Origin of the sequence: Luteipulveratus flavus, assembly GCF_029439465.1 — a bacterium.
Taxonomy (GTDB): domain Bacteria; phylum Actinomycetota; class Actinomycetes; order Actinomycetales; family Dermatophilaceae; genus Luteipulveratus; species Luteipulveratus flavus.
This window is the reverse complement of sequence record NZ_JAROAV010000028.1, coordinates 478,211-503,295: the sequence shown is the minus strand read 5'-3', so window position 1 is coordinate 503,295 and position 25,085 is coordinate 478,211. Positions and strand designations below refer to the sequence as shown.

The following is a 25,085-nucleotide window of genomic DNA, read 5'->3' as shown; positions in this document are numbered from 1 at the left end:
GCATTCTGTGCCGTGCGGGTGCATGATGGCGACATCAAACAGAGAGCACTGCTCTCGCAAATGCCTCGGAGGGCACCATGACCCAGCAGGTCGGCCGGATGACCAGGATCTTCAACTCGCTCGTGGGAGTGCTGGCGCGCCGTGGAGTGAGCCTCGCGGGCTCGCGAGAGCTCGAGACCATCGGCCGCAAGAGCGGGCAGCCGCGTCGCACCCCGGTCAACCTCATGGTGGTCGACGGTGCGACGCATCTCGTCGCCCCGCGCGGGCAGACCGACTGGGTGCGCAACGCGCGCAAGAACCCTGAGGTGACGCTGCGGCTCGGGCAGCGCGCGACGACGTACCGCGCCGTGGAGGTGCACGGTGAGCCGGCGGTCCCGGTACTGCGCCACTACCTGAAGAAGTGGGCTTGGGAGGTCGGAGCGTTCTTCCCGAAGGGCATCTCCGCGAAGTCCTCGGACGCCGAGCTGCTCGCGATCCTGCCCGACCACCCGGTCTTCCGCCTGGAGCAGGTGTGAGACGGGCGGCCTGGGCGGTCGCGGCGCTCGTGCTCGCGGCGTTCCTCGGGTTCGAGGCATTGACGTACGGCGGATGGGCCTGGGCGACCGGCGCACTCGGGCTGATCGGTCCCGACCTGGCCTTCCTCGCGGCCATCGGATCCGACCCGCGCGAGTCTGGCCAGGGGCGGCTCGCTCCGCGCGCCGTCCCGGCGTACAACCTGCTGCACCGGTGGCAGGTCGCCCTCGCGGTGACGGTGGCGGTGTGCTTCCTGCCGATCTCCCACGCCGCGTTCGTGCCGTGGTTCGTGCTCGGTCTCGGCTGGCTGCTGCACATCGCCGTGGACCGGCTGGCGGGCTACGGCCTGCGGGACGCCGACGGCTGGATCCGTGGCCGCCGCCACGTCGCGGTGGCCGATCGTGGCTGACCGACTACCACCCGCCGGTCGAGCCCTCCCACCCGCCGGTCGAGCCGGCGAGCCCCCAGGGGCGAGACGTGTCGAGACCAGGTGCACGCGCGCACCTGGTCTCGACACGGACCTCCGCTAGCGCTCCGGCCCGGCTCGACCGGCGAGGGCGGTGATCAGTCGGCGGAGGGCTTGGACATGCCTTCCTTGATCAGGTCCATCACCGAGGAGTCGGCGAGCGTCGTGACGTCGCCCACCTCGCGGTTCTCGGCCACGTCGCGCAGCAGGCGGCGCATGATCTTGCCGGACCGGGTCTTCGGCAGCTCGGCGACGACCATGATCTGCCGCGGCTTGGCGATGGCACCGATCTCCTTGGCGACGTGGTTGCGCAGCTCGGCGACCAGATCACCACCCTCGCCCTCCTCGTCGGCCTCCTGAACCGCGTCGCCGCGCAGGATGACGAACGCGCACACGGCCTGGCCCGTCGTCGCGTCGGAGGCCCCGACGACCGCGGCCTCGGCGACCTTCGGGTGCGACACCAGCGCCGACTCGATCTCGGTGGTCGAGAGCCGGTGGCCGCTGACGTTCATGACGTCGTCCACCCGGCCGAGCACCCAGATGTTGCCCTGGTCGTCCTTCTTGGCGCCGTCACCGGCGAAGTAGATGCCGGGGAAGCGCGACCAGTACGTCTCCTTGAACCGCTCCGGGTCGCCCCAGATGCCGCGCAGCATCGAGGGCCACGGCTGGTCGATGACGAGGTACCCGCCGTGGCCGTTCTCCACGGACCGGCCCTGCTCGTCCACGACGTCCACCGAGATGCCGGGGACGGCCAGCTGCGCGGCGCCGGGCTTGAGCGAGGTCACGCCGGGCAGCGCGCTGATCATGATCGCGCCGGTCTCGGTCTGCCACCAGGTGTCGACCACGGGGGTCTTCCCCCCGCCGATGACCTCGCGGTACCAGATCCAGGCCTCGGGGTTGATCGGCTCTCCGACCGACCCGAGCACACGCAGCGAGGACAGGTCGAACTTCGCCGGGATCTCCTTGCCCCACTTCATGAACGTGCGGATCGCGGTCGGGGCGCAGTAGAGGATCGACACCTGGTGCTGCTGGACGATCTCCCACCAGCGGCCCTGGTGCGGGGTGTCCGGCGTGCCCTCGTACATCACCTGGGTCGCGCCGTTGGCGAGCGGGCCGTACACGATGTAGGAGTGGCCGGTCACCCAGCCGATGTCGGCCGCGCACCAGTAGACGTCCTTCTCCGGGTGCACGTCGTGCACGACCGCATTGGTGTACGCGGCCTGCATCAGGTAGCCGGCGGTCGTGTGGAAGATGCCCTTGGGCTTCCCGGTCGTCCCGGAGGTGTAGAGGATGAACAGCGGGTGCTCGGCGTCCATCGGCTCGGCCTCGTGCTCCGGCGACGCGGCCTCCAGCGCCTCGTGCCACCACACGTCGCGCTGGTCGTCCCACTCGACGTCCTGCTCGGTGCGCCGGACGACGAGGACCTTGCCGACGCTGGGGCTCTGCGCGACCGCCTCGTCGACGGCGGACTTCAGGCCCGAGGGCTTGCCGCGCCGGTACCCGCCGTCGGCGGTGATGACGAGCTTGGCCTCGGCGTCGGCGATGCGGGTCCGCAGCGCGTCCGAGGAGAAGCCGCCGAACACCACCGAGTGCGGCGCGCCGATCCGGGCGCACGCGAGCATCGCCACGACCGCCTCGGGGATCATCGGCAGGTAGATCGCCACCCGGTCGCCCTTGCTGACGCCGGACTCCAGCAGGACGTTCGCGGCGCGCTTCACCCGGTCGAGCAGGTCGGCGTACGTGATGTCCTGGGTGTCGCCGGGCTCGCCGACGAAGTGCAGCGCGACCCGGTCGCCGTTGCCGGCCTCCACGTGCCGGTCGACGCAGTTGTACGCAGCGTTGAGCTGACCGTCGGCGAACCACTTCGCGAAGGGGGCCTCGGACCAGTCCAGCGTCTGGGTGAAGTCCTTGCTCCAGGCGAGCCGCGCACGGGCCTGGTCGGCCCAGAACGTCTCCCGGTCGGCGGCCGCCTGGTCGTACAGCTCGGCCTTCCCGACCGCCTGCTCGGTGAAGGCCTGGTCCGGAGGGAACTCACGGTCCTCGTGCAGCAGGTTGGACAGTGTCTCCTCGGATGCGGCGTCAGCCACGTCGACCTCCTCGTCAGCGGAAAAAGTGCTGCCCACACTCAACCCGTCCCCGCCGACGGGTTCAACCGTTCCCCGCACGTTGGGACCGTCCGGTGACGGCGTCCCTGCCCGTTCGTCCGCCCCCCTCGGCAAAAGCTGGTGCTCGGCACAGGTATGCCTGTGCTGACGATCAACTTTTGCCGGTGGGGATGCTGTAGAGGCGCTCCGGGCGGCCGACGCGGCCGTACTGCTGCCGGACGTGCGCCCGTCCGGTCGCCACGAAGTGCTCGAGGTAGCGCCGTGCGGTGACGCGCGCCAGCCCGAGCGCGTCCGCGCACTCGGCGGCCGACTGCTCGCCGTGCTCGCGCAACGACCGCAGCACCAGCTCGCCGGTCTGCGCACTCAGCCCCTTCGGCAGCCCGGTACCGGCCGCCGCCGACGACGCGCCGCCGAAGACCTGGTCGATGTCGGCCTGCCCGGGCTCCTCGACGTCGTGCAGCCGGTGGCGCAGCCGACGCAGCTCCTCCAGCCGGCCGGCGAGATCGTCCTGGGAGAACGGCTTGACCAGGTAGCCGACGGCGCCGGTGAGGCGCGCGGCCCGGACGCTGTCGAGCTCGCGCTCAGCGGTCACCATGAGCACCTCCACGTCCAGGCCCTCCGCCCGCAGGGCGCGCAGCACGTCCAGGCCGGACATGTCCGGCAGGTGGACGTCCAGCAGGACCAGGTCGGGACGGTGGCGCCGGACCGAGTCGAGGGCCTCGGAGCCGGTCCGCGCCGTCGCGACGACCTCGAACCCCTCCACCCGCTCGACGAACTTCGTGTGGACGCGCACGACCATGAAGTCGTCGTCGACGACGAGGACGGTGAGCGGACGCGTCACGACGCGCCCCCGACGAACGCGGCGACCCGTGGCGTGACGGTCGCGCTGAACTCGTCGAAGAAGCCGTGCCGCCCGCCCTCCGTGATCTCGGCGCGGGCGCCGGGGATGCGCCCGGCTATCGCGTGTGCGTTGGACGCCGGCGCCATCAGGTCGTCGCTGCCGTGCAGGACGAGGGTGGGCGCGGTGATCTGCGGCAGGCGGTCCCACGCGTCGTGGCCCGCACTCGCGCGCAGGTGCAGCTGACGGGCCCGCGCCGTCATCGTCGGGTCGCCGAGCAGCCTGCTGGGCGCGCCGCTGCGGGCGCGTGCCGGTGTGTACATCAGGTCGAGCAGGGCCGCGTCGCGGGCGGCGGGGTCGGGGGAGGCGAGCCGCCGGCGTACGTCCGCGTCGCGCTCCTGCGCGCCGGCGCCGCCCGGGGAGGTGCACGCGAGGACGAGCCGGTCGACCAGGTCGGGGTGGCGCAGCGCCAGCTCCTGGGCGACCCGCCCGCCCATCGAGGTGGCGTACACGTGAGCGCGCTCGACGCCGCACGCCGCGAGGACGGCCGCCGCGTCGTCCGCGAGCAGCGCGGTGCTCCAGCCGGCCTCGTCCGCCTGGGTGTCGCCGGTGCCGCGGTAGTCGAAGGTGATGGTGCGGTACGCCGGGCGCAACCCGTTGCGCAGGTCGTCCCACCAGGTGTGCGAGCTCGCCTGCCCGGGCAGCAGCAGGAGGGGCGGCGCGTCGGTGGCGTCGTCCTGGAGGGCGATGACCGCGCCGTCGTGCGTGCGGGGCGTGCCGGTCATGGGTGCTCCTGGTCGGCGGCGGCCACGTCACGGCCGGGACGGACCGGCAGCCGCGCCGTGAGAACCGCCCCATGATCGCCGTTCGCCGCCTCGACGTCGCCACCGCGTCGTGAGCAGATCGCCTGGACCAGGGCGAGCCCGACGCCGCGGCCGGCCGGACCGGAGGGCTTGGTGGACCACCCGCGCTCGAAGATCCGCTCGATGTCGACGGCGTCCACGCCGGCCCCCGTGTCGGCGACGCGGACCCGTACGACGTTGTCACTCAACGTGACTCGCGTGGACACCTTCAGGCCCGAGTTCGCTCGCGAGGCGTCCACCGCGTTGTCGACGAGGTTGCCGAGGACGGTGCCGACGTCCGCGCTGAGGCCCGGGGCGAGACGCGGCAGCGTGCTCTCCGGCTCCAGCGACAGGGTGACGCCGGCCTCCGCGGCCGAGGTGATCTTGGCGACCAGCAGCGCGGCCACGCGCGGGTCGGCGATCCGCTGCGTCACCGTCTCGTTGATCCGGGTACGCCGCCGGCTGACCTCGTCGATGAGCGCGACGGCCTCGTCGTACTCGCCGAGCTGCAGCAGCCCGGAGATGGTGTGCAGCCGGTTGTCGAACTCGTGCGTCTGTGCCCGCAGCACGTCGGTCACGCTCGCCTGCGCCGACATCTGGCTCTGCATCGACATCAGGTCGCTCCGATCCATGAGGGTCGTGACCGTCCCGACCGAGCGTCCCTCGTACGACGCGCGCCGGCGGTTGAGGACCAGGGCCCGGCCGTCGACCACGATGACCGTGCTCTCGCTGTCGCCCTGCGCGAGCAGCAGGTCGGCGACGCCCGCGTGCGGCACCACCTCCTGCACCGGCCGACCGACCGGGTCGCCGGGCAGGTGCAGCAACCGGTGGGCGGAGGCGTTAGCGAGCGTCACCGTCCCGTCCAGGCCCACGCCGACGACGCCTTCGTGGATGCCGGTCAGCAGGGCCTCCTGGTGGTCGGCGAGATGGGCGATCTCGGCCGGCTCGAGGCCACGGGTCTGCCGACGGATGAGGCGGGACAGCACGAGAGCGCCGGCCATCCCGAGCACGGCGGCGATCCCGAGGACGAGGAGCAGGTCCGGTACGGCGTCGGTGAGGCGGTCCCACCACGGCGGGTACTCCTCGAGCACGAGCACCGCGCCGACCGTTCGCGGTGGGGCGCCCTCCTGTGCCCAGATGACCGGCGCCTGCCCGCCGACCATCTTCCGATGCTGGACGGTCAGGTCACCCGACCACGAACGTCCTTGGCTCACAGGCGATCTCAGCGTCGCGACGGCATCCATGTCGCGGGGATCGGACGAGGCGACGACCCGCCCTCGCAGGTCGACGATCTGGACCACTCGGGCCCCGGACAGGCTGGACACCCGCGCGATCTCGGGCTGGAGCGCCAGCCGGTCCGGGGTGCTGTCGGTGCCGAGCTCGCTGCGGACGACGCCCGTACCGGCGAGGTTCTCCGCGACGGCGAGCAGGCGGCTGCTGCGGCTGCTGCGGAAGTCCTGGGTGGTCTGCTGCACGGTGATCGCGACGACCGCGGCGAGGACGAGGCCGAGCACGACGAGCTGGAGCAGCAGGAACTGCCGTGCCAGGGAGAGCGGACGGTGCCGCCGGGAGGACCACAAAGAACACAACCTCCTTTGCGTGCACAACGGTGACCTGCGCCACACCTGCGCGCCACTATCGGCCCTGCACAGCGTGCCGCGCTACCCGAGAGGTCCGATGATGAACCCCCCGTCCAGACGCCGCTTCCTGGCGGTCACGGCGATGACCGTCGCGGCGGTCCTGCCGCTGTCGTCGTGCGGTGTGACCCGCGGCGACGACGCCGGGTCGACCCGGCTGCGGATGATGATCCCGAACAGTCCCGGCGGCGGGTACGACGTCACCGGCCGCACCGCCGTACGGGTGATGGAGGACGACGACATCACCGGCCGGTTCGAGGTCTTCAACGTGATCGGCGCCAGCGGGACGGTCGCGATGTCCCGACTGAAGAACGAGAAGGGCAACGAGGACCTGCTGATGACCATGGGTCTCGGCGTGGTCGGGGCGACGTTCACGAACAAGTCGGACGCCCGCGCCTCCAAGGCGACGCCGTTGGCCCGGCTGATCGAGGACCAGGAAGGCGTCGTCGTCCCCAAGGGCTCGCCGTACAAGACGATCGACGACGTCGTCGCCGCCTGGAAGAAGAACCCGGGCAAGCTGCGCGTCGGCGGTGGCTCCGCTCCGGGTGGTCCGGACCACCTGTTCCCGATGGAGCTCGCCCGAACGGTCGGCGTGACCCCCAAGAAGGTCAACTTCATCTCCTACGACGGCGGTGGCGAGCTGCTGCCCGCCCTGCTCGGCTCCAAGATCGACATCGCGACCACGGGGCTCGGGGAGTTCTCCGAGCAGATCAAGAGCGGTCAGATCCGGGTGCTCGCGGTCTCCGGCGACAAGCGGGTGGCGGGCATCGACGCGCCGACGCTGAAGGAGGCCGGGGTGAACCTGAGCTTCACCAACTGGCGCGGCGTTCTCGCGCCGCCCGGCGTCTCACCCGAACGGCGTAAGGAGCTGATCGCCCTGCTCCGGCGGATGCACGACAGCCCGGAGTGGCGAAAGGCGTTGCAGGACAACGGATGGACGGACGCGTTCCTGACGGGCGACCAGTTCGGCTCGTTCCTGAAGGCGCAGGACAAGCGCGTCGAGACGACGCTCGAGGAGCTGGGACTGGCATGAGCGCCGACCCGAACGAGGATACGAACGAAGTGAGGCCCGGAGTGAGGGCCAGAGGCGCGACAGAAGGTATGAGCGCCGACCCGAGAGAAGTGACGTCGGGAGCCACGGCCGCTGCGAGTCCGCCGGCGCGGGAGCGGGACCTGTCCCAGCTGCTGCTGATCGGCATCCTGGCGGTGCTCGGCGTGGTCGTTGCCGTGGACGCCTCGCGCCTGCGCAACGACTTCGCCAAGCTGGACCCGGTCGGGCCGAAGGCGTTCCCGTACGCCGTGGCGGCGGCGCTGCTGGTGCTCGCCGCGCTGCTGGCCGTGTCGGTGCTGCGCGGCTCGGTGCCGGAGGCGGAGGAGGGGGAGGACATCGATCTCACCCAGCGGGCCGACTGGACCACGGTCGCCAAGCTGGTCGGTGTCTTCGTCTTCCTGATCGCCACCGTGAACGTGCTCGGCTGGGCGATCTCCGGTGCGCTCTTCTTCGCCGGCTGCTCGCTCACCCTCGGCAGCCGAACCTGGTTGCGGGACCTCGCGATCGGCACGGCCCTCTCGGTCGCCACCTTCTACGCGTTCTACAGCGGCCTCGGCGTCCCGCTCCCGGCGGGCATTCTGGACGGGATTCTCTGATGGGCAACATCGGCCACCTCGCGGACGGGTTCGCGTCCGCCCTGACCCCCATGAACCTGATGTTCGCCTGCCTCGGTGTCCTGCTCGGTACGGCGGTGGGCGTCCTGCCCGGCATCGGCCCGGCGATGACGGTCGCGCTGCTGCTACCGGTCACGTACAACGTCGACGCGGCGAGCGCGTTCATCATGTTCGCCGGCATCTACTACGGCGGCATGTACGGCGGCTCGACCACGTCCATCCTGCTGAACACCCCGGGCGAGTCCTCCTCGGTGGTCACCGCGATCGAGGGCAACAAGATGGCCAAGGCCGGCCGAGCGGCGCAGGCGCTCGCGACGGCGGCGATCGGGTCGTTCATCGCCGGTGCGATCGGAACCGCCCTGCTCGCGCTGTTCGCCCCGACCATTGCCACCCAGGCGGTCAAGCTCGGCGACCCGTCCTACCTCGCGATCATGGTGCTCGCCCTGGTCGCGGTGACCGCCGTGCTGGGCTCGTCCAAGCTGCGCGGGTTCATCTCGCTCTTCCTCGGGCTGGCGATCGGGCTCGTCGGCATCGACAGCGTGACCGGCCAGTCGCGCCTGACGTTCGGCATCCCGCTGCTGTCCGACGGCATCGACATCGTCGTCGTGGCGGTCGCGATCTTCGCCATCGGCGAGGCGCTCTGGGTCGCGGCGCACCTGCGGCGCCGCCCGCAGGAGATCGTGCCCGTCGGTCGTCCGTGGATGGGCCGGGAGGACTGGCGCCGGTCGTGGAAGCCGTGGCTGCGCGGGACGGCGTACGGGTTCCCGTTCGGCGCCGTCCCGGCCGGAGGTGCGGAGCTGCCGACCTTCCTGTCGTACGTGACCGAGCGCCGGCTGACCAAGCACCCGGAGGAGTTCGGCAAGGGGGCGATCGAGGGCGTCGCCGGTCCGGAGGCCGCGAACAACGCCTCGGCCGCGGGCACGCTGGTGCCGATGCTCTCGCTCGGCCTGCCGACGAACGCCACCGCGGCGGTCATGCTGGCCGCGATGGTCGGGTACGGCATCGACCCCGGTCCGACGCTGTTCACCAGCCAGAGCGACCTCATCTGGACGCTCATCGCGAGCCTGTTCATCGGCAACCTGCTGCTGCTCGTGCTGAACCTGCCGCTCGCGCCGGTCTGGGCGAGGCTGCTGCGGACACCCCGCCCGTACCTGTACGCCGGCATCCTGTTCTTCGCCTCGCTGGGCGCGCTCGCGGTCAACCTGCAGTGGTTCGACCTGGCGCTGCTGCTGGTGTTCGGGCTGCTGGGCCTGATGATGCGCCGGTTCGGCCTCCCGGTCCTGCCGCTGATCATCGGGGTGATCCTCGGCCCGCGGGTCGAGAGCGCCATGCGCAAGTCGCTGCAGCTGTCCAGCGGTGACTGGTCGGGCCTGGTGTCCGAGCCGGTCGCGAAGATCGTGTACGCGCTGATCGTGCTCGGCGCGGTCGGGCTGCTCGTCGTGGGCAGGCTGCGTCGGCCCACCACCCAGGAGGTGACCTCATGACGATCGTCGTCGGCTACGTCACGGGTGCGCCCGGCGAGGCCGCGGTGGAGCAGGCGCTGGTCGAGGCGCGCCGTACCGGCGCGCGTCTGGTCGTGGTCAACGGGACGCGCGGCGACGCGTACGTCGACACCCGGTTCAGCCAGGGTGCGGACGTCGACCGGCTGCGCAGCCACCTGGAGGCCTCGGGGGTGCAGCACGAGGTCCGGCAGCCGCTCGGCCCGGACGTCGCCGACCTGATCCTCGACGCGGCGGAGGAGGTCGGGGCCGACCTGATCGTGGTCGGCCTGCGGCGGCGCACCCCGGTCGGCAAGCTGATCCTCGGCTCGACCGCACAGCGGGTGCTGCTGGACGCGGCGTGCCCGGTGCTCGCGGTCAAGCCCTGACAGCCGGCAGCGACGCGCCCACCCCGGTCGGGGTGGGCGCGTCGTGGTGTGTGCGGCGTGGTGGCCGCGGTCAGTACCAGAGGTGGGCGACGTCGACGACCAGCCGACGGGACCCGTCGGTGTCGCTCAGGACGAAGACCCGCATCGGCAGCCGGGCGCGGACGCCGAGGGCGATGGTGCTCTGCCCCTCGAACGAGCCGGCCCAGCGGAGCTGGCGGAACGTGCGGTAGCCCGACACGTTCGACAGCTCGTTCGGGTTGGACGGGGTGTAGGTCGGCGCGCCGGTGCTGACGTTGTACGCCGGCGCGTTGACGGTCACCTTGATGTCGGCGTCGCCGCGGACGGGCAGTGGTGCACCCGAGCCCTCGGCTCCGACGACGGACACATAGCGCACGTCGTACCCGACGGCGCCTGTTCCGGACCGGCCGATGTCGAGCACGAGCCGGTCGTAGCAGAGCTGCTGGCCGGTACGGACGCCGGTCAGCGGCTTGGTGGTGTGACTGGAGCTCGTCTTGGGAAGCGACCCCCACGGCGCTTCGCAGACGGTGGCGCTGGCGCGCGATGATGCGACGAGTGGGCCGAGCAGGCCCAGGAGCAGCCCGAGGACGACGAACGCCACGGTGGCGAGTCGCGGGCGGCGGGTGGTGGTGCGTGACCGGGACATGGTCCCCCCTTGATCCTTCTTCTGCCGTCGACCGGGATGTCCCCCGGAGCCGACGTACCCGCAGCCGGGTGGCTGCGAGTGTGTGGAGGACGTACGAGCTGCTCCACCGGTTGGCCCTCGCGACAGATTTGTGTGATGTACGTCACATCACAAGAATGCCGACGGTTCCCGGTGATACCGCCGGACCGGGGTGGCGCGGTGGACGCGCCACCCCGCTCGGTCAGCGCGCGTAGCTGATGGTCACGCGGCGGTTCTTCGCCCGCCCCGCCTCGGTGGCGTTGCTCGCGGCCGGCTGCGTCTCGCCGGCGGTGCTGACCTCGAGGCGGATCCCGGGCACCTGGGTGCGCAGCTTCGTCGCGACGGCGTTCGCCCGGCGCAGCCCGAGCGAGGCGTTGTAGTCGGCGCTCCCGGTGCTGTCGGTGTGGCCGACGACATTGACCGCCTTGCCGCGGACGTCGTCGCGGATGGTGCTCGCCGCGCTCGCGACCACGAGCTCGCCGGCCGGGGTCAGCGTCGCCTTGTCGAAGTCGAACAGCACGTCGGAGTAGAGATCGACGCTCACCTGCTTGTCGATGTTGCAGACCGTGAACCGGCCGGCCGCCCGGCCGCCGGCGGTCGGGCTGCCGTACGAGGTCTTCTTGCCGTCGGCGTCCACGAAGAACGCGCCGTTCTTGCTCGCCTGTCCCTTGCTGCCGTCCGAGCCGACGAACTGCAGGCCCTGACCGTTGGCGCAGGTGGTGCTGCCGTCCGGGGCGACGACGATCGCACCCGTCTTGTCGATGACGGTGCCGGCGCCCTGCCCGTCGACCGTGCTGGTGGAGCGGCTGCGCAGGTCGACCCAGGTCGCGGTGGTGTCCTTGAGGGTGAGGGTCCCGGTGCCGTTGCGGATCGTGGTCCGGTCACCGACCGGGGCGCCCACGTCGAGGACGTAGCGCACGCCGTTGTTGTAGACGAAGGTGACCTTGGAGCCCTGGACGACGTACCCGCCCTTGTCGGTGAGGTGCTCCCGACGGCCGGCGTCCGTGCCGTCGGCCCCGGGGGTCGCGTCGCCGCTCGTGGCCCCGGAGGACGTGCTGCTGTCGCTGCGCTGCCCGCTCGAGGCGTTCGCCGAGGGGGTGCCGGTGACGACCTGCTCCTCCTGGCACCCGGACAGCAGCGTCGCTGCCGTGATGACGGCGGCGAGAGCGCTCACCCGCGTCCTGATGTTCATCGTGTCTCCTCGAGCCCCGAGCGACCCCGCGAGTGCGGGCGTACGCGCCGTTGGACGTCACCGACGCCCGGACGGATCCCTCAGGACCGCTCGGGCGCCAGGACGACGCGGTCGGCGCGATGGACACTAGCCGCGATCCGTACCGCGTTGTGCTCGTCGGTGCCGTACGCGCGAGAGACGGCCTCGTCGTGGGTGCGGCCGTACGCCTCGTGGCGAGCGACGAGGCGCGCGCGGCGTACGTCGTCGTCGAGCCGGACGTACCAGGTCTCCTCCAGCAGGGGCGCGATGTCACGCCACGGGGGAGTGTCGTCCAGGAGGTAGTTGCCCTCGGTGACGACCAGCCGGACGTCCGGCGGCACCTCGATGCTGCCCGCGACCGCGTTCTCCAGCGCCCGGTCGAACGCCGGCGCCCACACCGTGGAGTCGGCCGCGCGGATGCGCCTCAGCAGGGCCACGAACCCGGCCGCGTCGAAGGTGTCCGCGGCGCCCTTCACCCCGGCGAGCCCGCGGGCGTCGAGGACCGACTGAGCGAGGTGGAAACCGTCCATCGGCACCACGACGGCGCTGATGCCGGACCGCGACGCCGCGTCGGCGACCTCGGCGGCGAGCGTCGACTTCCCGGATGCCGGCGGACCGGCGATCCCGAGCAGGAGGTGCGTCGAGTGCCGGAGGCGCAGCAGTACGTCGCGGACCGCGTCAGCAGCGGTGACCTCCCTCATCGGAGCGGCCGCCCGGGCGGCGCGGTGATCGGCATGGGACCGAATCTGGTCCGAGTGCGCGGCTTTTCGCAACGACCTCCGTACATATCCGTGCACATCGGGGTCATCCGGATGACCTGCCGCTGACCAGGGCTTCGGTAGGCAGGAGTGATCCAACGATGTAACCGATCAGAGGAGAGATTTGTCGTGCAGCTCCAGACACGAGTCCGCAACGCTCTGCTGGCCGCCACCCTCATCGCCCCTGTGGGCGTCGCCGTCGCGTCACCGGTCGACGCACTCCCACCGGACGTCCTGCCGGTCGTGGTGGGCAACAGCACCGGACGGGGCGATGCGACGTACCTGTACGTCATCGGCACCGACCTCGGCAGCGGCCGGCTCGGCTACGTGAACCAGGCAGGCGCGTTCACGCCCTGGCCGGCCGGTCAGAACCCACCGTCGCCCGCGCCCGACGTCGCGATCCCCGGTCCGGGTAACGGCGGCAGCGGCACGATCAACGTGCCCCGGGGCTTCTCCGGGCGGGTCTACTTCTCGCTCGGCTCCAAGCTGGACTTCAGGCTGACGCCGGACGGTCTGGTGCAGCCAGCGCCGTGGGCCGAGGGGGATGCGAACCGCGACATCCTCTTCGACTGGAGCGAGTTCACCTACAACGACGGCGGCCTCTGGCTGAACAGCTCCCAGGTCGACATGTTCGCCGTCCCGCACGCCGTCTCGGTGACCGGGAGCGACGGCTCGACGAGCACCACCGGCGAGCCGAAGCCGGGCGGCCGGCAGGCGGTCATCGACACGCTCCGCTCCGACCCGGCGTGGTCGCGGTCGGTCTACACCCGGTCCGACGGCACCGTGCTGCGCGTGCTCGCGCCCGGGAAGGCCGCCGGCGCCGGCCAGCTGGACCCCGGCTACCTCGACTCCTACATCAGCTCGGCGTGGGACGCGTACGCCTCCAAGACGCTCACCGTGCAGCCGTTCGGCGACCGCCCGGACACCAAGTTCTTCGGCCACACCTCCGGCAACGTGATGACGTTCACCGATGGGTCCGGCGCGCAGGTGGCGTCCTTCAACAAGCCGAGCAGCGCCAGCGTCTGGGGCTGCGACGGCGACCTCCCTTCGCCGAACGACCAGGTCGTGGGCCCGATCTCGCGCACTCTCTGCGCCGCGCTCAACCGCGGAACACTCGGCACCATCGACACCCAGCCGAGCACGAGCGCTGCTGACTTCTACCGGACCTCGCCGACCAACCTGTACGCCAAGGCCGTCCACGCCAACATGATCGACGGCAAGGCGTACGCGTTCGCGTACGACGACGTGGGCAACTTCGAGTCACTCGTGCACGCGGACGACCCGCGCTCGGCGTCCATCACGCTGAGCTCGTTCGGGCAGGGCGTCCGATGAGCCGCGTCGCGCTGGCCACCGCAGGCCTCGCCGCGGCGTCCGCGCTGGCCGTCGGGACCGTCCTGCCGACCGGGAGCGCGCGGGCACAGGAGGTCGAGGGCACCCAGGTGGCGCCGTACGTCGACCTCTCCGCCAACAGTGCCGACATGCTGGACCGCGCGATCGCGGACGGCGGCCTGCGTACGTTCACGGCAGCCTTCGTGCTCGGCTCCGGGTGCAAGCCCATCTGGGGCGACACGCTCGGCATCGAGGACTCCACGGTCAACCCGCGGATCGACCGCGCGCGGGCCGCGGGCGCCGAGCCGATCATCTCCTTCGGTGGAGCGGGCGGCATCGAGCTCGGCCAGTCGTGCACGGACGAGGCGGCGCTGACCGCGGCGTACCAGAGCGTCATCGACAAGTACCAGGTCAGCAAGATCGACTTCGACGTCGAGGGCGGCGCGATCGGCGACACCGCCTCGGTGGAGCGGCGGTTCCGCGCGATCAAGGCGCTGCAGGACCGCAACCCGGGTCTGCAGGTGTCCGTGACGATCCCGGTGCTGGAGACCGGGCCGGTCGACACCGGGCGCGCCTTCCTCGCCGCGGCAGCAGCCCAGGGCGTACGGCTGGACGTCATCAACGCGATGGTCATGGACTACGGCCACCCGGTCGACGACATGGCGGGGGCGGCCAGGACCGCAGCCGCCGGCACGCTCAGCGCCGCGCAGGAGAGCGGCCTCGACGTGACGTGGGCCAACATCGGCGTGACTCCGATGATCGGCGCGAACGACAGTGCCGGAGAGACGGTCTCGCAGGACGACGCCCGCGCGATCGTCGCCTGGGCGAAGGAGCAGGGCGTCGGACGACTGGCGTTCTGGTCCGTCGGGCGCGACCAGCCCTGCCCGGGCGGCGGCGCGCAACCGACCTGCTCCGGTGTCGACGGCGCCCCGCTGGACTTCACCAAGGTGTTCACCGCGGCCGGCTGATCCGGTCGGACCCAACTGCGGCCCCGGACGTCTCGGTGACGTCCGGGGCCTGCAGCGTCCGTCAGCTGCTCACCGAGACCTCGCCGAGGCGACGAGTACCGTCTGCGCGGCACCGATCCGACCCCTGCGGCCACGAGCTCCGAGGAGTGCCCCGAACGGTCGCTTGTCGCGGTCGCGGGGGTCGGTTGGTGCTGAGGAGGGTCCCGAGCGGTCGCGTGTCGAGGTCGGGCTCGGCTGCACGCGAGCGGTGGGCCGGCCGCGAGACGCGACCGGCCCACCGTCGTACGGACCTAGTGCTGGACGGCCTTCTCGGCGCCCGCTCCGGTCAGCGAGCGCACTTCCATCTCGGCGTACCGGTCGGGGTCGGACCGCTCCTTGCTGGTCACGCTGCCGAGCCAGCCGAGGAAGAACCCGAGCGGGATCGACACGATGCCGGGGTTGTCCAGCGGGAACCAGTGGAAGTCGACCGAGGTGTCGGTGATCATCGACAGGCTCTTGCCGTCCGGCCCGGCCGGCTTCCCCGACACCACCGGGCTGAACACGATCAGCACCAGCGCCGAGATCAGGCCGCCATAGATGGACCACAGGGCACCGCGGGTGTTGAACCGCTTCCAGAACAGCGAGTACAGGATCGTCGGCAGGTTGGCGCTCGCGGCGATCGCGAAGGCCAGCGCGACCAGGAAGGCGACGTTCTGACCGTTGGCGAAGATACCTCCCACGATCGCGACCGCACCGATGACCAGGGCGGTGATCCGGGCCACCCGCACCTCGCGCTCCGGCGTGACCGTGCCCTTCTTGATGACGTTGGCGTACACGTCGTGCGCGAAGGACGCGCTCGCCGTGATCGTCAGGCCGGCGACCACCGCGAGGATCGTCGCGAACGCCACGGCGGAGATGAGCCCGAGCAGGACCTCGCCGCCGAGCTCGAACGCGAGCAGGGGCGCAGCGGAGTTGACCTTGCCCGGCGCGGCGGCGATCTTCTCCGGCCCGACCAGGGCCGCGGCGCCGTACCCGAGCACCAGGGTGAACAGGTAGAAGAACCCGATCAGCCAGATGGCCCAGGCGACGGACTTCCGTGCGTCCTTGGACGTCGGGACCGTGTAGAAGCGCATCAGCACGTGGGGGAGACCCGCGGTGCCGAGGACGAGCGCGAGGCCGAGAGAGACGAAGTCGAGCTGGGTCGTCTCGGTCTTGCCGTACTGCAGCCCCGGACCGAGGATGTTCTCGCCGGCCTTCGGCGAGTTGTCGATCGCGCCCTGCAGGAGGTGGGACAGGTTGACGTCGTACTTCACCAGCACCCAGACGGTCATCACCGCGGCGCCGATGATCAGCAGCACCGCCTTGACGATCTGCACCCAGGTGGTGCCCTTCATGCCGCCGACGAGGACGTAGAACACCATGATGACGCCGACGATCGCGATGACCACGCGCTGGGCGTTGACCCCCTCGATGCCGAGCAGGAGCGAGACGAGTCCGCCTGCTCCGGCCATCTGAGCGAGCAGGTAGAAGAAGCTGACCGTGAGCGTCGAGATCGCGGCGGCCGTCCGGACCGGCCCCTGCCGGAGGCGGAACGACAGGACGTCCGCCATGGTGAATCGGCCTGTGTTCCGGAGCAGCTCGGCCACGAGCAGCAGGGCCACGAGCCACGCGACCAGGAACCCGATCGAGTAGAGGAAGCCGTCGTACCCGTTGAGCGCGATCGCACCGGCGATGCCCAGGAACGACGCCGCCGACAGGTAGTCACCCGCGATGGCGATGCCGTTCTGGCGTCCGGTGAAGGCGCGACCGCCGGCGTAGTAGTCCGCCGCCGTGCGGTTGTTGCGCGAGGCGCGGATGACGATCGCGAGCGTGATCGCGACGAACACCGCGAAGATCACGATGTTGACGGTGGAGTTCCCGACCGTGGTCTGCATCGGCATCAGCGCGTTCATCGGTCACCCTCGATCCGGCGCGCCAGCGCCTCGGCGGCCGGGTCGAACGTGCGGTTCGCCCAGCGCACGTAGATCAGCGTGATCGCGAACGTGCTGACGAACTGGAGCAGTCCGAGCACGAGTCCGGTCGTGATGTTGCCGAAGAGCTTGTGCGACATGAAGTCGTGGGCGTACGCCCCGAGCAGGACGAACGCGAAGTACCACGCCAGGAAGAGCGCGGTCATGGGAAAGACGAACCGGCGGAACCTGCTTCGCAGCTCGGCGAACTCGGGCGACTCCTGGACGTCCCGGTACGACTCCGCCAGAGGCGGGTCGTCGGCGGGGGAGGAAGACATGACGCTCCTTCCGGGGGTGGGCGAGGCCACCGTGGTCGATCAGTGTGACGGGAATCACATCACTATGGCGCTCGCGTCGTCCGGCGGTGGGGAGTTCTGCGCAACCGATCTAGGGTGTCGGGCGTGAGTGACCCCGACGTCGTCGAGAGCCTGCGAGCCCTGCAGAACCTGCCGGGAGTCGCCGAGGCGGTCGACGCCGCGCGCGACGCCTGCACCGAGCTGCGGTGGCACCAGGCGCTGCGGCGGCGTATCCCGCAGGCGGCCGCCGAGTCGCGCGTCCGCGGCGCCCGCGCGAGCGCCGCGCTGGAGGGCGCCGAGGTCGACGTCGCCGTGGTCCGTGACCTGATGCGGGGCGCGTTGTCGTGGCCGGACGCGGACGACCACGTCATGCGTACGCTGCGCTCCGCCGTCCAGGCCACCGCGGAGACCGAGCACGTCAGGTCGCTCGTCGGCGTGTCCCCGGCGCAGGCTCTCGCCCGGCTCCACGTCGCGGCCGGCGCGCCGCTCCTCGACCCGGAGCAGGTCGGCCGTCCCCGGGTGGGCGAAGAGGACTCTCGCGAGCTGGTCGAGGTCGGCCCGGCAGCGCCGCCCGCCGTCGTCGCCGAGCGCCTCCGCGGGCTCGCCGACGTGGTCGCCGCCCTCGACTCCGCACCCGCCCTGGTCGTGGCCGCCGTCGCGCACGGCGAGATCGCGACGCTGAGGCCGTTCGTCCGCGGGAACGGCCTGGTGGCGCGGGCTTTCGAGCGCGCGCTGCTGCAGGAGAGCGGCCTCGACCCGACCGGAGTCGCCGTCCCCGAGCTCGGTCACGGACGAGAGGGCGCCACCGGTTACGCGGGTGCCCTGGCCGCGTACGCGTCCGGGACGACCGAGGGTGTCGCGCTCTGGCTCACGCACTGCGCCCAGGCCGTCCGGCGTGGGGCGCAGGAGGGGCTCGCCATCGCGGACGCCGTCCTGGCGGGGCGGATCTCCTAGTCCTCCGGGCGCAGCATTGTGGCGCCCGTCCGGTGCGGAAACAAGTCTTGAGATCCGGGCGCGACCGGCGTAGAAACGAAGGGAAAGAACTTCATAGCCACCGTGTCCGACCCAGGCACCCACGCGCAGGCAGTTCACTAATGGACGGCTCGACCCGGGGCTCGTTCCCCGGGCGACAAACCAATGAATGCACGCTTGGTCACCCGGTTAGGTCACGGCCGATGGCACCTCGCCCTTGTGGCGGGGTGCCATCACCCTGTCTGGGAACCTTCGCATGTGAACAATCAACGACCTGCAGACGTTGCATCCGGGGCCGCCGACCACGGAAGATGGGCGTGAGCGCTCCCTTCGGGTAGAGCGCCGAAGCACCAGCCCCTCCCCCCCGGGGTTAGGCGCTTCTGACGGGCCCCGCTGTCCCCCCAGCGGGGCCCGTCGCTTTTCTTTTGTCCCAGCTCCTCCTCCGGTCGGCGTCGCAGGCTCCGCCGAGCCGGCATCGTCGCCGGGACGTCGTAGCGCTTTGCCGAGCCGGCGTCGTCGCCGAGACGTCGTCGGGCTCGACCCAGCCGACGTCGTCGGCTGAGGCTGGAGCCTGCGCGTCGGTGAGTGACGCTGGCAGTCCGAGGGATCCGGACGTGGAGGGAGGCCGGTGGTCCGCCCGCTGAGGTCCCCTCATCCACACCCCAGCGGTCAGGCTCACCGGCCTCCACAACGACTGACGTCGACCTGGCCGCGAGGGTTCCGGCGCGATGCGATCGGGCCATGACTTCTTCCACGGCTGCGTTCACCCTCGCCGTTGTCGGCGGCTCCGGCGGCAGCGGCGCCTCGGTGCTCGCCGGCGCGGTCGCCACCCGAGCGGCCCGGGCCGGGCACCGTACGGTCGCGGTCGACCTCGACCCGGGCGGCGGCGGTCTGGACGTCGTGCTCGGGCTCGAGCAGGAGGACGGACCACGCTGGCGCGACCTGCACGGCCTGCGGGGAGCGGTCGATGCCGAGGCTCTCGTCGAGCAGCTGCCGACGACCTCCGACGGCGTGGCGGCCCTCTCGTTCGACCGGCAGTGGTTCGAGCCCGACGCCGGCCTGACCCGAGCGCTCGTCGAGGCGCTGCGAGGCTCGTCGGACGTCGTCGTCCTGGACCGCGCGCGCGGGCCGTTCGTGCCCGTGCAGACCGACGCCTGGGTTCTCCTCGCCCACGGCACGCTGACCGGCCTGGCCGGTGCACAGGTGATGGCCGACCACCTGGTCGGTCTCGACGCCGAGCCGTGGCTCGTGACTCGCGACGTCGACGAGGCGGTGGTCCATCAGGTCTGCGAGGCGCTCGCGCTGCCGCTGCTCGCCGAGATGCGTCAGGAGTCAGCGGTCGAGACCGACCTGGTGCGGGGTGTCGCACCCGGGCGGGCGCCGCGCTCGGCCCTGTCGCGGGTGGCCGACGAGGTGCTGCACGAGCTCATGATCGAGCGGAGGGCGGTGGCATGACCGTCGGCGACACGATCTGGAAGCACATCCGCGACGGCCAGGCACCCACTCCGGGGAACGTCGCCGCACTCGCCCGGCACGACGCCGCGGTGCTGGGAGAGGACCGGGCGAAGGAGCTGCGCGAGCGGCTCTCCGCCGACGTGCTCGGCGCCGGGCCGCTGGAGGACCTGCTCGCCGAGTCCGGCGTCACCGACGTCCTCGTCAACGGCACGGCCGGCGTCTGGATCGACCGTGGCTCGGGTCTGCACCGGAGCCAGGTCGAGGTGGGCGACGCCGAGACGGTCCGGCGGCTCGCGGTCCGACTGGCGGGTGTGGCCGGTCGTCGGCTCGACGAGACCAGTCCGTACGTCGACGGCCTCCTGCCCGGCGGTGTGCGGCTCCACGCGGTCCTCCCGCCGCTCGTGGACGGCGCCGCACACATCTCCCTCCGCATCCCGCAGCGCGACCGTCCCGACCTGGAGGCGCTGCACGGCTGGGGAGCGGTCGACGACGTGGGCGTCGCGGCGCTCCGGCGGCTCGTCCGCGCCCGTCAGGCCTTCGTGATCAGCGGCGGGACCGGTTCCGGCAAGACCACGCTCCTAGGCGCCTTGCTGCGAGAGGTCGAGGCGGACGAGCGCATCGTGCTGGTCGAGGACGTGCGTGAGCTGCAGGTCGCCCACCCGCACGTGGTCCGGCTGGAGGCTCGCGCGCCGAACGTCGAGGGACGCGGCGAGGTCGGGCTGTCGACGCTGGTACGCCAGTGCCTGCGGATGCGCCCGGACCGACTGGTCGTCGGCGAGGTCCGCGGCGCCGAGGTTCGAGAGCTGCTGAGTGCGCTCAACACCGGCCACGAGGGTGGCTGCGGCACGGTCCACGCCAACGCCAGCTCCGACGTCGTGGCGCGCTTCGAGGCTCTCGGCGCGCTCGGCGGGATGAGCCCGCAGGCGGTCCGAACCCAGCTCGCGAGCGCGATCAGCGTGGTCGTCCACCTCCGACGCGTGGCGGGTCTGCGGCAGGTCAGCGAGATCGGCGTGCTGACCCGGGACGATGGCCGGGTCGAGGTCACCCCAGGGCTGGTGCGCCGTGGCGCCGGGCTCGTCCCCGGTCCGGCCTGGGACGAGCTGCGCGCGCGCCTCGCCCTGGATGGTGACCCGTGCTGACCCTCGCCGTAGTGACGCTGGTGGCCGCCTTCGCGCTGTGGCCGGCCCGGACGCCAGGGCGAGGTCTCGTGCTGCCCGATCGCGCCGGTGCGGTCGACCCGCCCGCTCGACCTCGGTCGGGTCGGGCGGCGCGCAACGCCCGCGCCCGTACGCAGGCGGTCCTGCAGATCCTGGAGTCGGTCACCCCAGCAGTACGGGCGGGTGTGCCGCCGGCGCAGGCGGTGGCCCTGGCCGTCCGGACCTCGACGGTCGACGACACCGCCCTGCGCGGCGACCTCGAAGAGATGGCGGTCGCCGCCGACGCGGGCGCGGAGCTCGGACCGCTGTGGACCGACATGGCCGGCCGTCGGCAGGTCGACGGCCTGGCCGAGGTAGGGCGCGCCTGGACTCTGTCGGACCGTCTCGGGACCCCGCTGACCGACGCGCTGAGCAGCGCGACCGAGTCGGTCCGGGCCAGGCTCGAGCACGAACGTCGGGTGCAGGTGCTCACTGCAGGGCCCAGGGCGACCATGCAGCTCCTCACGCTGCTGCCGGTCGGCGGCCTGCTGCTCGCGCCGCTGATCGGCGTGAGCCCTGCCCAGGCGTACTCCGGTCCGCTCATCCTGCTCGCCGGTCTGCCCGGGGTGGCTCTCCTGCTGGTGGGGCGCTGGACCGTGCGTCGGATGGTGCGCTCGGCGACGGCCGAACGAGGGCTCGCATGAGTGCGGGCCTGGTGGGGCTGCTGACGCTGCTGGCGTTCTGCCTCTGGCCCGCCCGACGCGGAGCGACGCCGGTGGCCGCCCAGGTCGCGCCGGTCGCTCCGAGCGGTCCGGTCGTCGGGAAGGGCTCGGGCGAGGGCCGGCTCGCCGTGGCCGAGGCCATGGACCTGTTGTCGCTGGCGCTGGGGAGCGGAGCTGCCGTGGTCAGTGCGGTGGAAGAGGTCGCGGCGCACGCCGGACCCGTCGTCGCTGCGCACCTGCGCCATGTCGCCGCGGCGCTGCGATGGGGCGTGGATCCGGCCGCCGCCTGGGAAGGGCTGCCGGAGGTCTGGCGGCCGGCCGCGCAGGCCATGTCGATGGCGACCCTCGCCGGAGTTCCGCCCGGGCCACTGCTGCGGCGTGCGGCAGGCGACGTGCGGGAGGTCGAGCGGCGGCGGCTCGAGGAGTCGGCCTCCCGGCTGTCGGTGCGGATCGTCATCCCGCTCGGCCTGTGCTTCCTGCCCGCCTTCGGGCTGCTCACCGTCGTCCCGATCGTCGGTGCGCTGGCCTCGGAGCTGATGGCCGGCATGCCCTGACCGGGTGGCCGCCCGGTCACCTCGTACGCCGTCTCGTACGGCACGGCGCAACCGCGCTGACCCATGACGTCCGCGGGAAAGACCCACGGATCACGAAAACCCCTGGAGGAACGATGAGTTCGACGACCTTTGGAGCTCGACGTCGTGTCATGCGGCGATGGCGGGCTGCGGTCTCGCGCGGCGGGCAGGCAGGAATGACGACGGCCGAGTACGCGGTGGGCACCCTGGCCGCGGTGGCCTTCGCCGCGCTGCTGATCGCCGTCATCAAGTCAGGCGCGGTGAAGTCGGCCCTGAGCGCCATCATCCAGTCCGCGCTGAGCACGGTCTCGTGACGGTCCGGCGGCTGCGAGCCCGGGACACGACCGGGGAGCAACGGGGTCGTGGCCCGGACCGTGCCGCGGGCATGGTCTCGGCGGAGCTCGCGGCCGCCGTTCCGGCCGTCGTCCTGGTGCTTGCCATCGCGCTGAATGCGCTGGTGATCGGTATCGACCAGATCCGTTGTGCGGACGCCGCGCGGGTGGCGGCTCGGAGCGCGGCCCGCGGCGATGCGGCGGCCGCGGTCGAGAACGCCGGACGACGCAACGCGCCCGCCGGAGCAACCGTGGTCACGGGCGGGCAGGAGGAGCTCGTGCAGGTCACCGTGCGCAGTCCGGTACCGGGGCCGTTCGGCTGGCTGCTCGGTCGCGACGAGCTGTCCGCCTCCGCCCGGGCCCAGCGTGAGCAGGCCGCAGGGGAGGGGTCATGAGGTCGCGGCGCGCGGACCTCGGCTCCGGCACGGTGGTGATGGTCGGCGTCTGCGGCGTCCTGCTCCTCGTCCTGATGGGTGGCCTGGCGCTGGTGAGTGCCGTCCATGCGAGCACCCGCGCGCGGACGGCCGCCGACCTCGCAGCGCTCGCCGCAGCCGACCGCGTTCTCAACCCGGTCCCGGGCGTTGCGCCGTGTGCGGCAGCCGGCCGTCTCGCCGTGACCAACGGTGGGGTACTGCTGGAGTGCACCGCGAGCTCCACCGATGCCGTGGTGCTGGTCAGCGTGCCCGCCTCGGTCCCCGGCCTGGGCGATGCGACTGCACGCAGCCGTGCCGGCCTGGCGGAGCCGGGGCGATGAGGCCGCCGCGGGGAGCGCCGCGGGAACTCGCTGTGGCCGCGGCACGGAGCGACGTACGCTGGAGAGATGCAGCAGGTGCAGCGATTTATCCGCCCCCGGCCGGTGCTCGGCCGCGGGGCAGCGCGCTCGCGCCGCTAGGTCCGCGTCCGTCCGGCCGGGGGTGACGTCACCCCACCACCGGACGACCCGAAGGACCGACCATGACCACGTACCTCACTCCGGCCGAGCTCCGCCGCGCGCTCGACCTCCGCGACCTGACCGACTCCGACCAGGGCTCTCACGCCCTGCAGCGCCTGCTCGACGCGATTCTCCAGGTCCTGCGTGCGCTGTGGCCCGGCACCGAGACCGAGATCGTCCGCACGAGCCCGCTCGTGAGCGTCCAGGACAACTACGACCGCCTGGGGTACGACCGGGCAGCGATCACCAGGGACGCCCGCTACAGCCGGTACGTCGGGCCGGCGGTCATGCTGCGCAGCCACACGACGGCCGGGGTGCCGCCTCTGCTGGACGCGCTCGCGGACCGGCCGGTCGCCGCGGACCGGTCGGCCGCCGCGACCGACCGGCTGTACGCGCTGCCCGGCCCGGTGTACCGCCGGGACGCGATCGACCGCACCCATCTCGGGACGCCGCACCAGGTCGACCTGTGGCGTATCACCGACCGGCAGCAGCGGGCTCGACACCGACGACCTGATCGCGATGGCGTCTGCGCTCGTCGACGCGGTCCTGCCCGGTGCTCGATGGCGCGTCGTCGAGGCGGACCACCCGTACACCGAGAGCGGCCGCCAGATCGACGTACGGCACGGTGGCCAGTGGCTCGAGCTGGCCGAGTGCGGTCTCGTCGACCCCGGCCTGGTACGCCGTTGTGGCCTGGATCCCGAGGTCTGGTCCGGACTCGCGCTCGGCCTGGGGCTCGAACGAGCCCTCATGCTGCGCAAGGGAATTCACGACATCCGACTCATCGGGAGTACCGACTCGCGCGTCCGCGAGCAGATGCTGGACCTCGAACGATGGAGGCCGGTCTCGATGCAGCCGGCTGTGCGCCGCGACCTGTCCGTCGTCCTGGACCGGTCCGTCGACGAGGAGACCATCGGCGACCGTGTGCGGACGGCCCTCGGAGACCGCGTCACCCTGCTCGAGGAGGTTCGTCTCGTGGCGCGGACGTCGCATGACGACCTCCCGCACGGGGCGCGCCGACGGCTGCAGCTGCGGCCGGGCCAGGTGAACGCCGTGGTGCGACTGACGCTGCGTCCGCTGGACCGGACCCTCACGCACGAGGACGCGAACGCGATCCGCGACGAGGTGTACCGGGCGCTGCACGAAGGGGCGGTGCTGGAGTTGATCGGATGAGATCGACTGGTGCGAGGCCGTACTCGGCCGGTCGCCCTCGGCAGCGCTCAGCGGCGAGGCTCGGGCGGAAGGTCGTCGTGCCGTCCGAGCGGGCGTCCGTCGGCGTCGAGGTCGGCTCCGGCGCGCCGGTCGCCACCGAGGTCGCCGTCGCGGGTCCGGTCACCGAGGCGACCGGCGTCGTGATCTGCCCGGGTCGGGTCGACGTCACGGCCGTCGAGCGGACCGTCCGCGGAGCGCTCGCGCTCGGCGAGGCGGGCGTGCTCACGCTCTCGCGCGGCGACGGCTTCGTCGCGCTGCTTGGCGGTCTCGCGCGCCTGGAGCTCCAGCTCCTTGCGCTCGCGGCGCTTCCGGGCGCCGCGGCGGGTGCCCCAGTAGAAGAACCGCAGCGCGGCCAGCGCGAGCGCCATGGCGACGGCGCCCAGCAGGAAGACGACGAACGGGCCGACGTGGACGTCCAACCCGGCAGCCGAGAGATCGACGTCCGGCGAGTCACCGGTGGCGAAGGCGAACCACAGCACCAGAAGTGCGGCGATGACGATGAAAACGATGGCGACGGCGATCACGGCTACCTCCTGACGCGACCGACGGTCGGTTCGGTCGACAGGTTCTGCTCCGACCCTACTGGCCGAGG

27 protein-coding genes and 1 pseudogene are annotated in these 25,085 nt (G+C 71.9%); 18 read left to right on the top strand and 10 right to left on the bottom strand.

Annotated features, from left to right (window positions below; genetic code table 11):
• Positions 1–77: 77 nt before the first annotated feature.
• Positions 78–515 carry a nitroreductase family deazaflavin-dependent oxidoreductase gene (locus P4R38_RS11180; RefSeq protein ID WP_277192194.1) on the top strand — a complete coding sequence of 146 codons (438 nt, stop codon included), beginning with the start codon at positions 78–80 and terminating at the stop codon, positions 513–515.
• Complete coding sequence (locus tag P4R38_RS11175) at positions 512–922, top strand: DUF4260 family protein (protein ID WP_277192193.1); 411 nt, start codon at positions 512–514, stop codon at positions 920–922. The genes P4R38_RS11180 and P4R38_RS11175 overlap by 4 nt, the downstream gene beginning before the upstream one ends.
• Before the next feature lie 155 nt (positions 923–1,077).
• On the opposite strand, the gene acs is transcribed toward P4R38_RS11175, so the two are convergent.
• The 4 genes from acs to P4R38_RS11155 form a co-directional block, all read right to left on the bottom strand.
• The gene (acs, locus tag P4R38_RS11170; protein WP_277192192.1) at positions 1,078–3,066 is read right to left on the bottom strand and encodes an acetate--CoA ligase; all 1,989 of its coding nucleotides are present in this window, start codon (positions 3,064–3,066) and stop codon (positions 1,078–1,080) included.
• A 169-nt stretch (positions 3,067–3,235) separates the two neighbouring features.
• Positions 3,236–3,925 (bottom strand): response regulator, encoded by a 690-nt coding sequence (locus P4R38_RS11165; protein ID WP_277192191.1) that lies wholly within the window; start codon positions 3,923–3,925, stop codon positions 3,236–3,238.
• Positions 3,922–4,707, bottom strand: coding sequence for an alpha/beta fold hydrolase (locus P4R38_RS11160; RefSeq protein WP_277192190.1), 786 nt, complete (start codon positions 4,705–4,707; stop codon positions 3,922–3,924). The genes P4R38_RS11165 and P4R38_RS11160 overlap by 4 nt, the downstream gene beginning before the upstream one ends.
• Positions 4,704–6,344 carry a sensor histidine kinase gene (locus P4R38_RS11155; RefSeq protein ID WP_277192189.1) on the bottom strand — a complete coding sequence of 547 codons (1,641 nt, stop codon included), beginning with the start codon at positions 6,342–6,344 and terminating at the stop codon, positions 4,704–4,706. Before P4R38_RS11155 ends, P4R38_RS11160 begins: the two co-directional genes overlap by 4 nt.
• Before the next feature lie 100 nt (positions 6,345–6,444).
• Here P4R38_RS11155 and P4R38_RS11150 point away from each other — a divergent pair, with 100 nt between their 5' ends.
• The 4 genes from P4R38_RS11150 to P4R38_RS11135 all read left to right on the top strand — a co-directional run bounded on the left by P4R38_RS11150 (position 6,445) and on the right by P4R38_RS11135 (position 9,933).
• A complete protein-coding gene (locus P4R38_RS11150; RefSeq protein ID WP_277192188.1) occupies positions 6,445–7,434 on the top strand; it encodes a Bug family tripartite tricarboxylate transporter substrate binding protein in 990 nt (329 codons plus the stop codon).
• 89 nt (positions 7,435–7,523) lie between these two features.
• Complete coding sequence (locus P4R38_RS11145; RefSeq protein ID WP_277192187.1) at positions 7,524–8,048, top strand: tripartite tricarboxylate transporter TctB family protein; 525 nt, start codon at positions 7,524–7,526, stop codon at positions 8,046–8,048.
• On the top strand, positions 8,048–9,550 hold the full coding sequence (locus P4R38_RS11140) for a tripartite tricarboxylate transporter permease (RefSeq protein ID WP_277192186.1): 1,503 nt from the start codon (positions 8,048–8,050) through the stop codon (positions 9,548–9,550). The genes P4R38_RS11145 and P4R38_RS11140 overlap by 1 nt, the downstream gene beginning before the upstream one ends.
• On the top strand, positions 9,547–9,933 hold the full coding sequence (locus tag P4R38_RS11135) for a universal stress protein (RefSeq protein ID WP_277192185.1): 387 nt from the start codon (positions 9,547–9,549) through the stop codon (positions 9,931–9,933). Before P4R38_RS11140 ends, P4R38_RS11135 begins: the two co-directional genes overlap by 4 nt.
• 70 nt (positions 9,934–10,003) lie before the next feature.
• Here P4R38_RS11135 and P4R38_RS11130 read toward each other — a convergent pair whose 3' ends face one another.
• The 3 genes from P4R38_RS11130 to P4R38_RS11120 form a co-directional block, all read right to left on the bottom strand.
• Positions 10,004–10,597 (bottom strand): AMIN-like domain-containing (lipo)protein, encoded by a 594-nt coding sequence (locus P4R38_RS11130; RefSeq protein ID WP_275239566.1) that lies wholly within the window; start codon positions 10,595–10,597, stop codon positions 10,004–10,006.
• A 220-nt stretch (positions 10,598–10,817) separates the two neighbouring features.
• Entirely contained in the window at positions 10,818–11,807 is a 990-nt protein-coding gene (locus tag P4R38_RS11125; RefSeq protein WP_277192184.1) for an OmpA family protein, read from the bottom strand.
• An 80-nt stretch (positions 11,808–11,887) separates the two neighbouring features.
• Complete coding sequence (locus P4R38_RS11120) at positions 11,888–12,526, bottom strand: nucleoside/nucleotide kinase family protein (RefSeq protein ID WP_277192183.1); 639 nt, start codon at positions 12,524–12,526, stop codon at positions 11,888–11,890.
• Between the two features lie 186 nt (positions 12,527–12,712).
• Between P4R38_RS11120 and P4R38_RS11115 the strand changes: the two genes are divergently transcribed.
• On the top strand, positions 12,713–13,915 hold the full coding sequence (locus P4R38_RS11115) for a beta-1,3-glucanase family protein (RefSeq protein ID WP_277192182.1): 1,203 nt from the start codon (positions 12,713–12,715) through the stop codon (positions 13,913–13,915).
• A complete protein-coding gene (locus P4R38_RS11110) occupies positions 13,912–14,880 on the top strand; it encodes a chitinase (protein WP_277192181.1) in 969 nt (322 codons plus the stop codon). Before P4R38_RS11115 ends, P4R38_RS11110 begins: the two co-directional genes overlap by 4 nt.
• 290 nt (positions 14,881–15,170) lie before the next feature.
• Here the strand turns inward: P4R38_RS11110 and P4R38_RS11105 are convergent, their stop codons facing one another.
• Both P4R38_RS11105 and P4R38_RS11100 read right to left on the bottom strand, forming a co-directional pair.
• Positions 15,171–16,811 carry a solute symporter family protein gene (locus P4R38_RS11105; RefSeq protein WP_277192180.1) on the bottom strand — a complete coding sequence of 547 codons (1,641 nt, stop codon included), beginning with the start codon at positions 16,809–16,811 and terminating at the stop codon, positions 15,171–15,173.
• Entirely contained in the window at positions 16,808–17,146 is a 339-nt protein-coding gene (locus P4R38_RS11100; RefSeq protein ID WP_275239558.1) for a DUF485 domain-containing protein, read from the bottom strand. The genes P4R38_RS11105 and P4R38_RS11100 overlap by 4 nt, the downstream gene beginning before the upstream one ends.
• Positions 17,147–17,269: 123 nt before the next feature.
• Here P4R38_RS11100 and P4R38_RS11095 point away from each other — a divergent pair, with 123 nt between their 5' ends.
• The 10 genes and pseudogenes from P4R38_RS11095 (at position 17,270) to srmL (ending at position 24,454) form a co-directional block, all read left to right on the top strand.
• The gene (locus P4R38_RS11095; RefSeq protein WP_277192179.1) at positions 17,270–18,118 is read left to right on the top strand and encodes a Fic family protein; all 849 of its coding nucleotides are present in this window, start codon (positions 17,270–17,272) and stop codon (positions 18,116–18,118) included.
• 759 nt (positions 18,119–18,877) lie between these two features.
• Positions 18,878–19,591, top strand: coding sequence for a nucleotide-binding protein (locus P4R38_RS11090; protein ID WP_277192178.1), 714 nt, complete (start codon positions 18,878–18,880; stop codon positions 19,589–19,591).
• Positions 19,588–20,730, top strand: coding sequence for a TadA family conjugal transfer-associated ATPase (locus tag P4R38_RS11085; protein WP_277192177.1), 1,143 nt, complete (start codon positions 19,588–19,590; stop codon positions 20,728–20,730). Before P4R38_RS11090 ends, P4R38_RS11085 begins: the two co-directional genes overlap by 4 nt.
• Positions 20,724–21,431, top strand: coding sequence for a type II secretion system F family protein (locus P4R38_RS11080; protein ID WP_277192176.1), 708 nt, complete (start codon positions 20,724–20,726; stop codon positions 21,429–21,431). Before P4R38_RS11085 ends, P4R38_RS11080 begins: the two co-directional genes overlap by 7 nt.
• On the top strand, positions 21,428–22,003 hold the full coding sequence (locus tag P4R38_RS11075; protein WP_277192175.1) for a type II secretion system F family protein: 576 nt from the start codon (positions 21,428–21,430) through the stop codon (positions 22,001–22,003). Before P4R38_RS11080 ends, P4R38_RS11075 begins: the two co-directional genes overlap by 4 nt.
• Positions 22,004–22,116: 113 nt before the next feature.
• The gene (locus tag P4R38_RS11070) at positions 22,117–22,335 is read left to right on the top strand and encodes a DUF4244 domain-containing protein (protein WP_346770754.1); all 219 of its coding nucleotides are present in this window, start codon (positions 22,117–22,119) and stop codon (positions 22,333–22,335) included.
• A 71-nt stretch (positions 22,336–22,406) separates the two neighbouring features.
• Positions 22,407–22,748: a TadE family type IV pilus minor pilin gene (locus P4R38_RS11065; RefSeq protein ID WP_277192173.1), complete on the top strand. Its 342-nt coding sequence runs from the start codon at positions 22,407–22,409 to the stop codon at positions 22,746–22,748.
• On the top strand, positions 22,745–23,107 hold the full coding sequence (locus P4R38_RS11060) for an Rv3654c family TadE-like protein (RefSeq protein ID WP_277192172.1): 363 nt from the start codon (positions 22,745–22,747) through the stop codon (positions 23,105–23,107). The genes P4R38_RS11065 and P4R38_RS11060 overlap by 4 nt, the downstream gene beginning before the upstream one ends.
• A gap of 200 nt (positions 23,108–23,307) precedes the next feature.
• Positions 23,308–23,700, top strand: a pseudogene (locus P4R38_RS11055) (hypothetical protein); the annotation flags it as partial.
• A 103-nt stretch (positions 23,701–23,803) separates the two neighbouring features.
• A complete protein-coding gene (srmL, locus tag P4R38_RS11050) occupies positions 23,804–24,454 on the top strand; it encodes a PheS-related mystery ligase SrmL (RefSeq protein WP_277192171.1) in 651 nt (216 codons plus the stop codon).
• 47 nt (positions 24,455–24,501) lie between these two features.
• Here srmL and P4R38_RS11045 read toward each other — a convergent pair whose 3' ends face one another.
• A complete protein-coding gene (locus P4R38_RS11045) occupies positions 24,502–25,017 on the bottom strand; it encodes a hypothetical protein (protein ID WP_275239548.1) in 516 nt (171 codons plus the stop codon).
• Positions 25,018–25,085: the final 68 nt, after the last annotated feature.

Excerpts from the sequence above, each read along its gene's own strand:
- P4R38_RS11180 (WP_277192194.1), top strand. The coding sequence starts at position 78 with ATGACCCAGCAGGTCGGCCGGATGACCAGGATCTTCAACTCGCTCGTG.
- P4R38_RS11160 (WP_277192190.1), bottom strand. The coding sequence starts at position 4,707 with ATGACCGGCACGCCCCGCACGCACGACGGCGCGGTCATCGCCCTCCAG.
- P4R38_RS11150 (WP_277192188.1), top strand. The coding sequence starts at position 6,445 with ATGAACCCCCCGTCCAGACGCCGCTTCCTGGCGGTCACGGCGATGACC.
- P4R38_RS11140 (WP_277192186.1), top strand. The coding sequence starts at position 8,048 with ATGGGCAACATCGGCCACCTCGCGGACGGGTTCGCGTCCGCCCTGACC.
- P4R38_RS11135 (WP_277192185.1), top strand. The coding sequence starts at position 9,547 with ATGACGATCGTCGTCGGCTACGTCACGGGTGCGCCCGGCGAGGCCGCG.
- P4R38_RS11130 (WP_275239566.1), bottom strand. The coding sequence starts at position 10,597 with ATGTCCCGGTCACGCACCACCACCCGCCGCCCGCGACTCGCCACCGTG.
- P4R38_RS11125 (WP_277192184.1), bottom strand. The coding sequence starts at position 11,807 with ATGAACATCAGGACGCGGGTGAGCGCTCTCGCCGCCGTCATCACGGCA.
- P4R38_RS11120 (WP_277192183.1), bottom strand. The coding sequence starts at position 12,526 with ATGAGGGAGGTCACCGCTGCTGACGCGGTCCGCGACGTACTGCTGCGC.
- P4R38_RS11110 (WP_277192181.1), top strand. The coding sequence starts at position 13,912 with ATGAGCCGCGTCGCGCTGGCCACCGCAGGCCTCGCCGCGGCGTCCGCG.
- P4R38_RS11105 (WP_277192180.1), bottom strand. The coding sequence starts at position 16,811 with ATGAACGCGCTGATGCCGATGCAGACCACGGTCGGGAACTCCACCGTC.
- P4R38_RS11100 (WP_275239558.1), bottom strand. The coding sequence starts at position 17,146 with ATGTCTTCCTCCCCCGCCGACGACCCGCCTCTGGCGGAGTCGTACCGG.
- P4R38_RS11090 (WP_277192178.1), top strand. The coding sequence starts at position 18,878 with ATGACTTCTTCCACGGCTGCGTTCACCCTCGCCGTTGTCGGCGGCTCC.
- P4R38_RS11085 (WP_277192177.1), top strand. The coding sequence starts at position 19,588 with ATGACCGTCGGCGACACGATCTGGAAGCACATCCGCGACGGCCAGGCA.
- P4R38_RS11075 (WP_277192175.1), top strand. The coding sequence starts at position 21,428 with ATGAGTGCGGGCCTGGTGGGGCTGCTGACGCTGCTGGCGTTCTGCCTC.
- P4R38_RS11070 (WP_346770754.1), top strand. The coding sequence starts at position 22,117 with ATGAGTTCGACGACCTTTGGAGCTCGACGTCGTGTCATGCGGCGATGG.
- P4R38_RS11065 (WP_277192173.1), top strand. The coding sequence starts at position 22,407 with ATGGTCTCGGCGGAGCTCGCGGCCGCCGTTCCGGCCGTCGTCCTGGTG.
- P4R38_RS11060 (WP_277192172.1), top strand. The coding sequence starts at position 22,745 with ATGAGGTCGCGGCGCGCGGACCTCGGCTCCGGCACGGTGGTGATGGTC.
- srmL (WP_277192171.1), top strand. The coding sequence starts at position 23,804 with ATGGCGTCTGCGCTCGTCGACGCGGTCCTGCCCGGTGCTCGATGGCGC.